12 protein-coding genes are annotated in these 14,838 nt (G+C 50.8%); 3 read left to right on the plus strand and 9 right to left on the minus strand.

The window, feature by feature from the left end; all coding sequences use genetic code 11:
- Positions 1-6 precede the first annotated feature (6 nt).
- Positions 7-435, minus strand: coding sequence for a MarR family winged helix-turn-helix transcriptional regulator (locus KJY73_RS01825; protein ID WP_214339730.1), 429 nt, complete (start codon positions 433-435; stop codon positions 7-9).
- Positions 436-546: 111 nt separating this feature from the next.
- Between KJY73_RS01825 and KJY73_RS01830 the strand changes: the two genes are divergently transcribed.
- Positions 547-1,356, plus strand: a complete 810-nt coding sequence (locus tag KJY73_RS01830) for a DODA-type extradiol aromatic ring-opening family dioxygenase (RefSeq protein ID WP_214339732.1) — start codon at positions 547-549, stop codon at positions 1,354-1,356.
- On the opposite strand, the gene KJY73_RS01835 is transcribed toward KJY73_RS01830, so the two are convergent.
- The 6 genes from KJY73_RS01835 to rapA form a co-directional block, all read right to left on the minus strand.
- Positions 1,332-1,910, minus strand: coding sequence for a paraquat-inducible protein A (locus tag KJY73_RS01835; RefSeq protein ID WP_214339740.1), 579 nt, complete (start codon positions 1,908-1,910; stop codon positions 1,332-1,334). The genes KJY73_RS01830 and KJY73_RS01835 overlap by 25 nt on opposite strands.
- A 56-nt stretch (positions 1,911-1,966) precedes the next feature.
- A complete protein-coding gene (locus KJY73_RS01840) occupies positions 1,967-3,469 on the minus strand; it encodes an AmpG family muropeptide MFS transporter (protein WP_214343181.1) in 1,503 nt (500 codons plus the stop codon).
- Positions 3,470-3,628: 159 nt separating this feature from the next.
- Positions 3,629-3,952 carry a hypothetical protein gene (locus tag KJY73_RS01845; RefSeq protein WP_214343182.1) on the minus strand — a complete coding sequence of 108 codons (324 nt, stop codon included), beginning with the start codon at positions 3,950-3,952 and terminating at the stop codon, positions 3,629-3,631.
- Positions 3,953-4,034: 82 nt separating this feature from the next.
- Positions 4,035-4,895 carry a DUF3530 family protein gene (locus KJY73_RS01850; protein ID WP_214339742.1) on the minus strand — a complete coding sequence of 287 codons (861 nt, stop codon included), beginning with the start codon at positions 4,893-4,895 and terminating at the stop codon, positions 4,035-4,037.
- Between the two features lie 63 nt (positions 4,896-4,958).
- Positions 4,959-5,615: a pseudouridine synthase gene (locus tag KJY73_RS01855; RefSeq protein WP_214339744.1), complete on the minus strand. Its 657-nt coding sequence runs from the start codon at positions 5,613-5,615 to the stop codon at positions 4,959-4,961.
- Entirely contained in the window at positions 5,615-8,437 is a 2,823-nt protein-coding gene (gene rapA / locus KJY73_RS01860; protein WP_214339746.1) for an RNA polymerase-associated protein RapA, read from the minus strand. The genes KJY73_RS01855 and rapA overlap by 1 nt, the downstream gene beginning before the upstream one ends.
- Positions 8,438-8,777: 340 nt before the next feature.
- On the opposite strand from rapA, the gene KJY73_RS01865 reads away from it, so the two are divergent.
- A complete protein-coding gene (locus KJY73_RS01865; RefSeq protein WP_214339753.1) occupies positions 8,778-10,175 on the plus strand; it encodes a PhoH family protein in 1,398 nt (465 codons plus the stop codon).
- 15 nt (positions 10,176-10,190) lie between these two features.
- Entirely contained in the window at positions 10,191-11,126 is a 936-nt protein-coding gene (locus KJY73_RS01870; protein ID WP_214339767.1) for a diguanylate cyclase domain-containing protein, read from the plus strand.
- Here KJY73_RS01870 and KJY73_RS01875 read toward each other — a convergent pair.
- Together KJY73_RS01875 and KJY73_RS01880 are read right to left on the minus strand one after the other, a co-directional pair.
- Positions 11,105-12,097, minus strand: coding sequence for a transglutaminase-like domain-containing protein (locus tag KJY73_RS01875; protein ID WP_214339775.1), 993 nt, complete (start codon positions 12,095-12,097; stop codon positions 11,105-11,107). The two genes, KJY73_RS01870 and KJY73_RS01875, sit on opposite strands and share 22 nt — an antisense overlap.
- A gap of 128 nt (positions 12,098-12,225) precedes the next feature.
- A complete protein-coding gene (locus KJY73_RS01880; protein WP_214339777.1) occupies positions 12,226-14,781 on the minus strand; it encodes a TonB-dependent receptor in 2,556 nt (851 codons plus the stop codon).
- Positions 14,782-14,838 lie beyond the last annotated feature (57 nt).

Here is a 14,838-nt window from a genome sequence, read left to right on the forward strand (position 1 = left end):
CTACCCTTAGTCATCCAACAACCCGTCTCGTAAGCGCATCAGGGTGGTCATAAAGTGGTTGACCTGCTCGGCACCCAAGGTATTTAGCATTTGTTCCCGCATTAAGGCAGATACCCGCTCAATTTCTTCCAGATGGGGAGCCGCTGCCGCCGTCAGAAAAATCTGATACGCCCGTCTATCGTTAGGATCCTGCACTCTCTCGATTAACTGCTGATCAGAAAGTTGATCAAGTAACCTGGCCATGGTCATAGGTTGAATCTCAAGGGCGTCGGCCAGTTGCACCTGCTTTACCCCTTCAAAGCGCGAGACATAGAACAACGCCCTAGCCTGAGCCAGAGTGAGTGGACCGCAGCGCAACCGTTGTTGGAAGAACTGTCGAATTAACCTATTGGTGTCTGCGATAAGAAATGCCAAATTGTCGTGTTGCTCAGACATAGTGATCACCTATTTAATAAGCTAACGTTATTATATGCTAAGCGTTCTAATAGTCCAAGATTGGAAAATACGTAAAATAGCGCACAATGAAAGGACCAAGAGGAGAATCTTATGTCTACCAGGCAACCCATACTCTTTGTTTCACATGGTGGCGGTCCATTACCCTTAATGGGGGACGCCAGCCATCAGGAGATGCTAGAGGCTTTTGCTGAGTTAAGAAGCGGCCTAACAGTGCCCAAGGCTGTCTTGCTGATCAGTGCCCATTGGGAAGAGTCGGAATTTACCCTGACCGGTTCAGCCTCACCTGGGATGATTTACGACTACTACGGCTTTCCGCCAGAAACCTACCATTATCAATATCCTGCGCCGGGCGCCCCGGAACTGGCTATGGAGGTGAGAGCCTTATTGCAGGCACAGCAACTTACGGCACACCTGGATTTTCATCGTGGTTTTGACCACGGCATGTTTGTGCCCATGATGCTGCTGTTTCCCGAAGCGGATATTCCCGTGGTGCAACTTTCACTGAAAAAGGGCCTGGATGCGCATGCTCATTTAAAGTTAGGTGAAGCATTAGCGGCGCTTCGGGACCAAGGCATCATGTTGATAGGTTCTGGTTACTCTTTTCATAATTTGTCTGCCATGATGGGGCTGAAAACCTCTGAGGTGGTGGAGAAATGTCAGGCATTTCATGGCTGGCTGGATAAGGTGATCACAAATGCTGAGCTGGATGACACTGAGCGGGTGAAACAGCTTGGCGAATGGCAGGAAGCGCCTTATGCCAGGTTTTGTCACCCGAGGGAGGAACACCTGCTGCCACTGCATGTGTGCTGTACGGCCGCATCAGCCCAGCCAGCCAGCGCACTTAACTTTAACGTGCTGGGTCTGCCGGCCCGCTGTTACATCTGGTCAGCAGCTGGCTGACGACGAAGGCTGAAGTGCAGTAATTGGCTGGCCGCCAGGGAGAGAATGCAGTAGCCAACAAAATAATAAAATCCCGGCCCTAGGGTGGATAGGGTGGCACTGCTGATTTCAAAATCGATACGCAAACCAAACAAGTTTATGGCCTGCGTCGTGGTGGTTTCAGCATGATCGGTAGACAATACGGCCAGGAAAATTGCCACCACAAACACATCTGCCATAGACCACTTGCCGATAGCCGCGATCCAGTCTGCCAGTTTCCGACCTTTACCGAGTTTGTGCCAATACCAGGCTAAGCTGACCAGCAAGGTTTTTACCACCGGAATAGCGACGGAGAAGAAGAAAATCAGTGCAGCAACCAGCAGCCTGTCGTCGCGCCAGAGTTCTTCCACGGTTTGCAGAATAGACAGTTCTTTATCAACTAAATCGGCCGTCAGTCGACCTTGTCCAAACCAGGCACCCATTTCGCTTTTCAGAGCAAACATCGGCAGCCAGATGCCGGGTACGAATAACCCTAATGCCAACAGATTCATACCCAAGCTTAAATGTCTTAACAAGGAGAGCTCCTTATTTGATTAACAGGGCAGGCTGCGCTGCCCGAAGAACAGTTAAATCAGGTGCGTTGCCCGGCGATGGCTTGGATTTTATCGCGGATCATATACAGCAACACCAGGCTGGGAATAACCATTAATGCGGTCAGCACGAAAAAAAGCTGCCAGTTACCACCTAGCGAGTCGACTATGACACCACTGTATGCCCCCAATGTGGTGCGACCAAAGGTGCCGATACTGGCGAGCAGGGCGTACTGACTAGCGGTAAAGGCGCGGTTACACAATACCGAAATAAAGGCCATAAAGGCGACTGTGCCCCAGGCTGCGGTAAAACCGTCCACCACTATGGTGATAAACAGCAAAGTTTTGTCCGGTCCGACACTGGCCATTAGCGCAAACAACAGGTTGCTGGCCGCCATGGCAATACCACCGACAAACAGACCTTTGATAATGCCAATGCGTAAGTTGATTAAACTGCCGGTAATGGAGGCCACTATGGTCACCGCCCAGGTAAGTAACTTTGAGTACGCGGCGATATCTGAATTGCTGAATCCGATTTCTTTGTAAAAGACAATACTCATTCTGCCGAGTATGGCTTCGCCCATTTTAAACAGCACCACAAACAACAGTAGTGACAGCGCAAGGCGTACACCGTTGCGGTTGAAAAAGTCACGCAGGGGCTCTCCCATGGATACCAGCACCCAAGCCATAGCCTGCTGCGCTGGCCCTCCCTGCGTGGTCGTGCAGGCATTATGCTGGCTAAGCATATGGCTGGTGGTGCGTATGGCATAAACCAGCAATGCCAGGACCAATACACTGAATGCCAGGGTTTGGTACTCAAACCAGGTACTACCAAATACGCCGACAAAACAGAGCACAACTGCTGTTGCGATGGCGAGCATCACCAGCATTGCCTGATGTCCCTTGGCGACCACTGCCGCCAGATAATGGGACTGCGCTTCCTGGTAGGCCTTATCCCGCATAGACTGAGGTTCTTTTGCCAGCCACACTCCAAGGGTAAGCAGCAACATAATTGCACCCAATAGCAGATAAACATCCGGCCAGTTCCAGCCCGGCATATCTGCGACAAAAAACGGAATTGCCCCTAACAGCGCATAGCCCGTCCACCATCCGGAGGTAGACATGGCTGCAGCACTGGATTGTTGTTCATTATGCTTGGTATCTATGCTGTCGATACGAAAAGCATCAATGGCGATATCCTGAGTGGCGGAGCATAAGGCGATAAACAGAGCGGCCAGGCCAGCCAGGGTCAAATTGCTATTGGGATCCACCTGAGAGAGCAACAAACAGCAGCAAGCAATCACTAGCTGCATACTCAGGATCCAGCCACGGCGCTGGCCTAAACGCTGACACAAAAAGGGAATCTTCAATCTGTCGAGCATAGGAGACCAGAGGAAATTTACCGAGTACACGGCAAACACGGCGGTGAAGTAACCAATGGCTGAACGGGTCAATCCGGCATCCTTTAACCAGGCTGACAGTACTGAGCCTATCATGACCCAGGGAAAGCCGCTGGCGATACCGAACAGGAAGATGCTTAGCATCGTGCGATTGCCAAATTGGCGAAGCTGTGAAATCAATGACTGCAAAGAGAGGCACTTGTTGCTTTTATTGTCGGCCTATTGGGCCATGACTTGTGGCGAGGGTCAAGCGAGTGCGTTATTACTCGCAAACATCCTTAAATCAGACGATTCGCCAGCAGCCTAAGGCCTGACGCCAACACAATCCAGAGGATATTGACCGTCACCTTCTAAATAGTCGAGGCAGGTTTGTAATTCGCTACGCAGAAAGGGATCTTCCAGTAGTTTCTGTTCTGACCAGAAATGTACCTGATGCAATAAGTGCCAGAATACGCGCTCTTTAGCACTGAAAGGTTGGTCATTGCGGTTCTGCATCTGGTGCCATTCTTCCATGGTATCCCAAAAATACAGATCCACTTCCTGATATGGAATTCGTTTGTCCCAAAAGGCTCTTACAAAGTAGGCCAACTGCTTTGCCTTACGATTGATAAAACCCTGCACTGTCACTGGCATCACCCCTCGTCGCTTTATCCGAGTATAGTTGGGAATTACGGATTCGCTGTATCAGGATGTAACTCAATAGTGCTATTTACCAACCCATTTGGGTTAACCAGCCTAAGATTTCTTTTGCCACATATGCGCTTTGGTTAAGGGCCATTGACTGGCCAACAATTTCCCGCTGGCGATAATGCAGTTTTAAGGCTTTTTTGGCGGCGACCTGGCGTTGTTTGCGGCTGTGTAGCGTCCAGTCATTGTTCCAGGCGTTGTAGATATCGAGCAGAGGGCTTGGCAGGTCGCTGACATACTGACTAAGTTGATAATTCCACTCGCTGTCTGGCCAGAATGGCGCGATGGTAATCAGGGCATCTGGTGCGTTTAGTGTCCCTTCGGCATACAGCTTGGTGAGCCAGGCCGCGCTGGTTCCCTGGCTTATCACTAACACAAAGCCAGGGTACTGCTGACTAAGCGGTGCAACAGCCATCAACTGTTGCTGTAACTTCCTTTCCTGTTGGTCAAACTGCTCGCGGTTAATCAAGGATTGAAAGGCGCCGGGTTTTAGTGGCTCTGCAGCAGCACCCGCTGGCTGCCGGGCATCCGCGTCTGGCGTGTCAGTTGTGTCTTTGGCAGGATAAAATTCTGTCTGCGGTGCACTCATCAGCACCGTTGCCCAGCCCGCCTCATTTAAATATTGCACTAAAGGCTCGAGCGATTGGTCCCCCATATGCCCAAGACCCAAGTCATTAACTAGCACTGCCATACCGCGCGTGTTGACTGTGGTGCTGTCATTTACCACGACGGTGAACTCTGTTTCACCCGCCAGCAGAGTTTGATATTGATGGGCAGACATTGCATGTTGCACGTCTTCTGAATGCATAGCCTGCCTGTCCAACTGCTGTGCGCCGGCACTGATTGAAAACAGGGTGAGTATCAGCAGGTAGGGTAACTTCATAGGCCTTCCAGATCTTCTTCTATCAGTGTATCGGACAGCCACGGCGGATCTTGAAGTTATCAACTAAAACGGACAAGGACTGGTAAAGTGCAGCGGCACATGACTGCGAGGGTGGCTTAGTTGCAGTTCGCTGGCATGCAATTGCAGACGGTCCGCCATGCGCAGTGCCTGGCCCTTGGCGTACAGCTTGTCGCCCAAAATGGGGTGACCAAGGCTGAGCATATGCACCCTAAGCTGGTGCGAGCGACCTGTAACGGGCTCAAGGCGCAGTAAAGATTGATGTTCCTGGCTATCGAGTATCTGCCAGCGGGTCAGGGCCTTTTTACCGCGCATGAAATCCACCATCTGCCTGGGACGATTCGGCCAGTCACAAATCAGTGGCAGATTGATCTCACCTGAATTTTGACGCGGTACCCCCCAGACTCTGGCCAAATACACTTTAGCGGTCTGACGTCGTTCAAACTGCAAGGAAATCTGCTTGTGGCTGTCGCTATTGAGGGCCATCAGCATAATGCCAGAGGTAGCCATATCCAGTCTGTGTACCACAGTGGCGCTTGGAAATACCCGCTGCACGCGCAGTTGTAAACTGTCTTTGTGCTCGGCAGCTTTACCGGGTACCGACAGCAGCCCGCTGGGCTTGTTCAGCACCAGCAGGTCGTTATCCTGATAAAGGATCTTCAAATAGGGATGCAGTGGCGGCAGGTATTCCAATAAGGCCATTAGTGGCTGTTCACCACCAGACGAATGGCTTCCAGCCTTACTTCTGCCTTTTCAATTGCTTGTGATAAGGCCGCCATCTGTTCACTTAGGTAATTCAATTCTTCTTCGCGTACCGAAGGATTGAGGGCCTTGAGGGTTTGCAGACGATCCAGTTCATCGCCAAGCAGACTATGCATTTGCTTGCTGGCGTTGTTGCTAAGCTCAGCGGCCTGAGTAGCGGCCTGCTTAGCGGCAAGAGTCACTGCCGCATCGATCTGTGGTTTTAACGCTTCAACCAACTGTCTGCCCATCTTGCCTTTAAGGCGCTCGAGATTCACAAACTGCTGACTGCTGAGTTTACCTGCGGCGTCCACACACAAGCGAATGGGGGTTGGTGGCAGGTATCTATGTAACTGCAGAGCGCGTGGTGCACTGGCACTTAACACAAACAAACATTCCACCCAGTAACTGCCGTTTGGCAGGCCCTTGTCCTGACTCAGCGCCACGCTGCTCATGCCAATAGTGTCGGTGAGGATCATATCCAGGGCATGCTGCACCATAGGGTGGTCGGCACTTAAAAAGCGCACGTCTTCACGGGACAGGGCAATGCCGCGCTCATAGGTGACGGTAATACCTTCTTCATCAAGACCGGGCAACTGGCTAATCATTGACTCGCCGGGGCGCAGAATGTAGCAATGCTCGTCCTTATCCTCCTGGGCAATACCTATGGCATCAAACAAACGGGTCAGGAATAGCTCCAATTGCGGGCAATCATCCAGTTCCGCAATAGCTTCCACCAGACTTTCCACATTGCCGCGGCCAGAGGAATTAAGCTCCAGCAGCTTATCGCGGCCTTGCTCCAGCTTCTGTTTAAGCTGCTGATGCAGGCTTAAGGTGGTGCTGAGTAAGTCATCCACCCCATCTTCATCCTGCTGGTTGATGCAGCGCAGCAGTTTGTCCTGTACCTGCTCAAATACCGCGGTACCCGTCGGACAGGTTTGCTCGAAAGCGTTAAGCCCCTGGTGATACCAGTTCAGCATAAGTTGCTGGGCGCTTTGGGCAAAGTAAGGGACATGAATTTGAATATCACGTTTCTGACCAATACGGTCTAAACGGCCGATACGCTGTTCTAATAAATCTGGTACCAGGGGCAAATCAAACAGCACCAATTGATTGGCAAACTGGAAATTACGTCCTTCACTACCAATTTCACTGCAGATCAATACCTGCGCGCCCTCTTCAGACTGAGCAAAGTAGTTAGCCACACGGTCACGTTCAACTATGCTCAGACCTTCGTGGAACACGCCAGCACGAATACCGGCTTTCACCCGCAGAGCTTCGGCCAGTTGCATGGCGGTGCCGGCACTGGCACAGATGGTCAGGACTTTTTCGCCTTTTAAGCTTTGCAGCAGGCCGATAAACCAATCGACACGCGGGTCTAGTTCGGTCCAGCGGCCCTGAATAAGTGGATGGCGCTCAGGGGTGAGGCGAAATTCCATCTTAAGTTCAGGATCGTCAAATAGCTGCGTATAACGCTCAGGCAAAGGCAGCTCATGAGGTACAAGCTGGCGTACCGGGAAGCCTTGTATGCCTGCCCGACTGTTTCTGAATAACAGGCGACCGGTGCCATGACGGTCAATCAGGTGTGCCAGCAATTTGCGTTTATCTTCGTCGCTGGCCTTGTTGATATTGGCCAGCGTGGCTTGCTCCTCTGGCGCAAAGTCAGCAATGGCCTGAATTTGCGCGTTGTCCAGTTGCTGTCCGTCAACCAAAGGTGCAATGGCATCGGCCAGCGCCGCGTATTGCTGCTCTTCGGCTAAAAAGGCCTGGTAATCGTGGAAGCGTGCCGGGTCTAACAAGCGCAAACGAGCAAAATGACTTTCATGGCCCAGTTGGTCCGGAGTGGCGGTAAGCAGCAATACCCCTTTGGTTTGCTCGGCCAGCGCCTCAATGGCCTGATATTCTTCTGATGCCTGCTCTTGTGACCATTGCAGGTGGTGGGCTTCATCCACCACTAACAAATCCCATGGGGCTTCTACGGCCAGTTGACGGTATTGCGGGAAACGGGTCAGAAAATTCAGGCTGCACAGCACCAGTTGCTCAGACTCAAACGGGTTGCCACCCTCGTCCGCCAAAGATTGGCAGCGTTCTTCGTCAAAAATCGCAAAGGCCAGGTTAACCCGGCGTAGCATTTCAACCAGCCATTGATGGACCAAACTGGAAGGCACCACAATCATCACCCTGGAAGCGCGACCAGTCAGGAGTTGCTGGTGGATAATCAGCGCCGCTTCGATGGTTTTACCTAAACCAACTTCGTCCGCCAGCAAAACCCGCGGGGCAAAACGGCCCGCCACGCTGCGGGCAATATGCAACTGATGAGGAATGAGATCCACCCGGGCCCCTGTCATACCCAACAGAGGTGAGGTTTGATGCTGGTGCTGATGGTTTAGGCAGGCCAGGCGCAAATCAAACCAGCGTGGGTCATTAAAGTTGCCGCTATAAAGACGCTGATCGGGTTTATCTAATTGGTAGTTGTGGTCAACAAAGGTTTCTTTTAGCTCCACCATCTGACCATTATCCAGGCGTTTGCCAATATAAGTCAGCTGCCCGGCGCTTTCCTTGCTGCTTTCCACCTGCATCTGCCAGCCTTCATGGCTTTTTACCTTGTCGCCTACGACGAATTCAATACGGGTCAGCGGCGCGTTATCAGCGGTGTAAGTACGGCTTTCACCGGTGGCGGGAAACAGCAATGTCAGGGTGCGGCCCTGGGCATCGACTACGGTTCCCAGACCCAGCTCGGTTTCGGTATTACTGATCCAGCGCTGACCTAAGGCAAACGACATGAAGACTCCTGATGACAAAAATTGCGGCGCGGGATCTTATGTGAGAATCCCCGCCGGGGCAATTCGCACCGGGACTTTTAATCATCACCCGGGGCAACAAACAGACAAATTCTTTGTTTAGTACAAATATTGAGCAAACGAACTGGTGTCGGCTCCGCTTCTCTAAAAATAGGTGATTCACCAGAAAAAGTGTTCTATTGTGAGGTTGTCAGGCCACGGATTTCAGTTAGTCGGCCTGCACAGGGGAATGCGCGGTTCATGACTGGCTTCTGCTGGTCGTGGGCATTATCACACCCCGCCAGTAATCGGACGGGGTGGGAACAACCAGCCGGAGATGCGAATGGTCAGAACCAAACCTGCCAACAGCAAAATTTACGTCCTCGATACCAATATTCTTCTTCACGAACCTTTTGCCTTCCTGTCCTTCAAAGAGCATGACGTGGTAGTACCCATGACGGTGCTCGAAGAGCTGGACTATATCAAAGACAGTAAAAAAGACGTGTCCCGCGACGCCCGAATATCCATACGTGCGATGGAAGATGTATTACATGAAGCGACGCCTGACCAACTCACGGCTGGCGTGTCATTAAAAGGTCTGGGGTCTGGCGAGGCTGCGCCGAGTGGCCGTCTGTCTATCTTTGCCGATGTCGGTATGCCTAAATCGCAGCAGGTGTTTACCAGCAACGAAAACGACAACCGTATAATCAATGCGGCCTTACATATACAACAGCGTGCCACGCCGCGCCAAGTAGTACTGGTTACCAAAGACATCAATATGCGCCTTAAAGCCAAAGGTGCCGGGCTTGCCCATGTTGAGGATTATCGAACCGATCAGTTGGTTAGCGATATCAAGTACCTGAGTAAGGGCTATCACAAGTTCACTGGCAATTTCTGGGACAAGGTCAAGACAGTGGAAAGCCGCACCGAAGGCCGGGAGACTGTTCATGTGTTGGACCGTAAGGTGTTCCCTGAGGCCTATATCAACGAGTTTTTGATCGACGACAGTAAGGCGTTTGCCGGTATAGTCGAATCGGTATCAGACTCAACCCTGGAAATTCTCGACCTTGGTTATGAGCGACTAATGTCTCGTAAAGCCTGGGGCATTCATCCCAAGAACATTGGTCAGGCGATGGCGCTGCACGCCCTGTTAGACCCCCATATTGACCTGATTATTATGACTGGCCCGGCTGGGTGTGGCAAAACCTTGCTGGCACTGGCAGCAGCGTTGGAAATGGTGGTGGAACGCAAGATGTACGATAAAATCATCGTTACGCGCAATACCCCGGAAATTGCTGAATCTATTGGCTTTTTGCCCGGCACCGAAGAAGAGAAAATGGCCCCATGGTTGGCGGCTATCACCGATTCATTGGAAGTGCTGCATAAGAACGACGAGAACGTGAAAGGCTCCATGAGCTACATCATGGAAAAAGCCAATATTCAGTTTAAGTCGGTGAACTTTATGCGCGGGCGCAGCATTCAGAACTCCATTGTTATCCTGGATGAGAGTCAAAACCTGACGGCATCACAATTGAAAACTATTATTACCCGTTGTGGCGAAGGAACAAAGTTAATCTGTAGCGGTAACCTGGCGCAGATTGACTCAAACTATCTGTCACCCGTTACCTCTGGTTTGACCTACCTAGTTGAAAAGTTTAAGAATTTCGCGGGTAGCGCTACTATTAACCTGGATGGTGTGGTACGTAGTCGCCTGGCAGAGTTTGCCGAAGAACATTTATAAATTGAGGTAAGTTGTTTGACTCCTTTTGTTGACAGCCAGAAGCAAAGAGTTTTGGTGGTGGACGATCAGCCCATCAATCTGAAAATACTTGGGCAAGCCTTGTCAGGGGACTATCAGGTCTTGGTTGCGTCTAACGCTGAGCAGGCTATTCACATTGCTACCACGCAACAGCCTGATCTCGTCCTTCTGGATATCATCATGCAGGGAATGGACGGTTATCAGACTTGTCGTGCATTGAAGCAGGATCCGCGTACCGTCAATATTCCCATTATTTTTTCCACCTCTATGGACTCTGAAGAGGACGAAGTGAAGGGCTTGGAGGCTGGCGCTTCTGACTATATTACTAAGCCGTACAATCTGGCTCTGGTCAAGGCCAGGGTCAGAAATCAAATGCAGTTGAAGAAAAAAACTGACCTGCTGGAAAAATTGGTCAGCCTTGATGGCCTGACAGAAATTCCTAACAGGCGCTACTTTGAGCAGCAGTTTGAAGTGGAATGGCGACGGGCTCAGAGGGCTGGCAGCAATATCAGTGTGTGCATGATCGACATAGATTTTTTCAAACAATTCAATGATAACTATGGTCATGGCGCCGGTGATATATGCCTGCAGCGCGTTGCGCGCACCTTGATGGATAATGCTAAACGATCCGGTGATTTGGTCGCCCGCTACGGTGGTGAGGAGTTTGTGGTTCTGTTGCCGGAGATTGACCTGAAAGAAGCCAAACTGGTGGCAGAGCGTTTGCGTGAGTCGGTTGAAGCCTTGGCTATTACCCATCAGTTTTCAGCCTGTGCAAAGGTGGTGACCATCAGTGCTGGCTTAGCTACTTGCCGGGCGGGTTTTGGGATGAACAAAGGGCTGCTTTTGGAAGAGGCCGATAGGTTGCTTTATGAAGCGAAGCAGCAGGGAAGAAATCGCGTAATAGGGGACACTTACTCGCTGGATGTCAGCTGAGCCAGGCTACCTACCTTCTCATAAGTAAACATATTTCCTGCAATAGCAGACAGACTGGTTGGCGCGGCCTCACCTACCGAGTAGGCCGCCGGACCGGTTGGTTCGACGAGCAGATAATCAATACCTTCTATATTAACTGTGGCGTCTTTTTCCCGGTGAGACAACTGAACCCCGAGTAAGGCATGTCCAGGCAGATAAAGAATAACCATACTCATATTGGGCAGCATTGAGCGCAATAAGGCGACGGCCAGGGTGGTTTTGCTGTCGCAATCCCCGTGATTGCTGATGAGGACATCTGCTGGAGGCAAAAAGCCCGAACCATTGGATGTCAGTCGGTTTTCCAGGTTGTCATACGGAATGCTCTGAAGCCAACTCAGCAATATATTTACATAAGCTCGGGGTTGGCTGTTATCCAGTAATTTTGCGTAGATGGCATTTGCGGCAGGCAGCAGAGTTTCGATACTCTCGTTGGCGTAGCGTAAATGATCTGGTTTAACTCCTTCCTGACCAAGATAATCGTGATAGCGCGCGTAGTAGTTGCTGGCCAGATAGTCATCGAAGGCTTGGTCTTCAAGACTAAGTAATCTTGTTTGCCACTCGTCAATAATCGCCGGGTTTCGCGCACGTACCTGATACTGCAGACTTTGCCCGAGTATACGTACGGATATTCTGGCCTGTTTGGGGTCAACCGCTCGGGCCGCCCGCTGCATGGCGAGCATAATATGCTGCTGAGCAACAAGGGGTTGGTAGGTTTTGAGTTTCTGAAATTGGCGATTGATTTGTTGTTTGTCCAGAGTGAAAGATAATGATTGTTCTTGATTTTGAAAGTCCTTCCAGCGGTAGGCCAACTGAATGCTTGAATCGTCTTCGCTGCGCTGAAAATCAAGTTGCTGAGCGGCACACACTGTTACTGCTGATAGCCACAAGCTACAGCTAAGCAGAGCAAGTCTGAGAAAAACCACCACGTTCAATTCAATACTCTGGATATTGCATGATGTTCAGTATAACGGCAGTTATCGCACATCTCTATTCTATATAAAAGTAAATAGAATCAATAACAAAGGCGCCATAAGACGCCTTTGGTGGTCTGTGCTAGCCGTTAAAATGACTGGCTGAATTCCACTCCCCACATTCTGGGCAGGCCAGGACTGAGGTTTGCAGAGCCGGTATTTTCACCTTGTCCGCCAAAGCCAGACAGTACGTATTCTTCATCTGCCAGGTTACGAACAAACAAGGACAACTGCCAATCATCGTCGCTACGGTAGGATACCCGGGCATTAATCAGATCATAGCCCTCAACCCTGTTCTCGCCGGTCAGGCCTGTTACCAGTCCTGGGTTGACCGGCAGCAACCGAACGGCATTGATATCGCTGGCGGTGGCGCGTTCGTCCACAGAGGTCATATCCACATGCAGCATCCACTCGCCGTTGTCGCCCTGAATGAAGTAATCAGCGCCAAGATACCAGCGATTCTTGGGTACGCCAGCCAGCGGTGAGCCGGTTAAATCATCATCGGCTGTTTCCCCCACAAACAATGAATACTTGGTGTATTCACTGTCGAGGAAGGCGTAGTTAAAGTTAATCACCAGATTGTCGGTGGCTGCCCATTCAGACTCCACCTCAAAGCCTTTGCCTGCGGCATCGACATTACGCACGTTGTATACCGGAATATTACCGGTAGAGCCGGTCAGACGCAGGATCTGCAAGTTGGTGTAATCATAGTCATACGCAGATAAGTTGAGTTTCAGGCGGTTGTCGAACAAAGTCGACTTCATGCCTACTTCAAGGTTATCTACCTCTTCCTGATCAAAAGGCGGAGCGGCTCCCAAACTGTTGAAACCTCCGGCCTTAAAGCCGCTGGCGGCACTGATATAGGTCATCAGATTGTCGGTCCATTGATAGTCCACAACAATGCGCGGTGTTAGCTTGGTCCAGGTGTTGGATTGTTCGAATGGTTGGTAGTTACCGTTGCTATCTAATACCGCATCGCCATTGGCATCACGCTGATAATATTCAGTACCGAATGCCAAACCGAATGGCATGGCGGGTACGCCTGGTAGTGGAATCGTCACTTCATTCTGATAGCGGGACAGAATGCCAAAGTCTTTTTTATCTTTGGTATAGCGAAGGCCAAGGGTTAGATCCAGCTTCTCAGTGACCGGATAAGTCACATCGAAAAAGGCCGCGTAGGAGGTATAGTCACCGAAATTTTCCGTCACTTCGCTCCAGGGTTTACCCAGATTGTCACGGGCAATTCGCCAGGCCAGCTCTTCGCTGGATACCCCGGCTAACTGTGACAAGTAAGCCAGTTCATTTGGCAGTAAGTTTTGCAGGAAGCCTGCTAGGCCAGTGCCTACGGGCATATCCATAATGCCAGGCACACCTAACTGGGGGGCGCCAGTGGGGGGAAGCCCGAGCCCCTTCAATTGTTCATTGATGGCAAAGCTATCGAGAGATTCCATCATAAACTCGGCAACAGTGATCTGGTGAATGTCTTCATTGGCATAAGTTGTACCGAAGGTCCATTTGGTTCCACCCTCAGTTACGCCAGTAAGGCGAATTTCCTGACTGAAGTACTTTTGATCTTCTAGGTTATTGGATCCAAAAAAGCCTCGGGTCTGCGCACTGCCGTCGTCCTCAGTGTTGTTTTCGGTATTAAAACGACGATAAGCGGTAATGGAGGTCAAGGTGCCTATGTCTAAATCTTTGTTAATCTCCAGCGACGTGCCAAACAGATTGCGGGTTTCCAATGTATCCATATCGGTTTCATACACACCGAATGGATTCAACCCACCATCGGCCTGGGAACGATAGTAGCTACTGTTGGCGGAATAAGCTGGGCGGGCATCGTTATCCAGTTCATCAAACTCGGCGCGCCAGATTAGCTCCAACGTTTCACTGGGTACCCAGCGTAAGGCTGCCCGGCCGGACATCACATTTTCAGCGCCAAGTTTGACTTTTTGCGGCTCTCCCTCGGCACTGCCTTTTCTCGGATCAGGATAACGAAGCGCATCTACATAACCGTCTCTGTCGCTTAAATTGATGCTGCCACGAAAGTACAGTTCATCGGTCAGTGGCAGGTTGTATACCCCTTCAAACTGTTTCTTGTCATGACTGCCCAAGGTAACCCGGTAATTACCTTCTTCAATATCAATGGGCTTCTTGTTAATGATACGTACGGCACCCGCTGCGGTATTTCGACCAAACAAGGTACCTTGCGGGCCTTTTAATACTTCCACACGCTCAACATCATTGAAGTTCATCAGCGCTGAGCCACTGCGCCCTGCATACACGTCGTCGACATAAATACCCACAGCCGGATCGGCACCTATGCCGAAGTCATTGGTTTTGATGCCGCGAATGTCGAACTTGGGTTGGGTTGCTGAGGTAATGTTGGTTTCAAAACCCGGGGTCAGGTTCCCCAGGTCATTAATATTGCTCGCACCGATTTTGCGCAGATTCTGCGCTGAAAAAGCGCTGATCGCGATGGGAACCTGTTGGATGTTCTCCACCCGTTTCTGGGCTGTAACTTCCAGTACTTCAATGCCTATGACTTCTTTGTCTTCGCTCTTGTCCTGAGCCATCGCCTGCGAGCAGGCCAGAATGGCAGTAACGGCACTGGCTATCAATGTAGGATGCTGGGTCAGATGTTTCATTGTGTACCCCAAAGTTGCTACGTCTGTGTTTGGTCGGGTTAACCCCCGATTCTCGGG

It is taken from the genome of Bowmanella yangjiangensis, from assembly GCF_018531185.1.
Taxonomy (GTDB): domain Bacteria; phylum Pseudomonadota; class Gammaproteobacteria; order Enterobacterales; family Alteromonadaceae; genus Bowmanella; species Bowmanella yangjiangensis.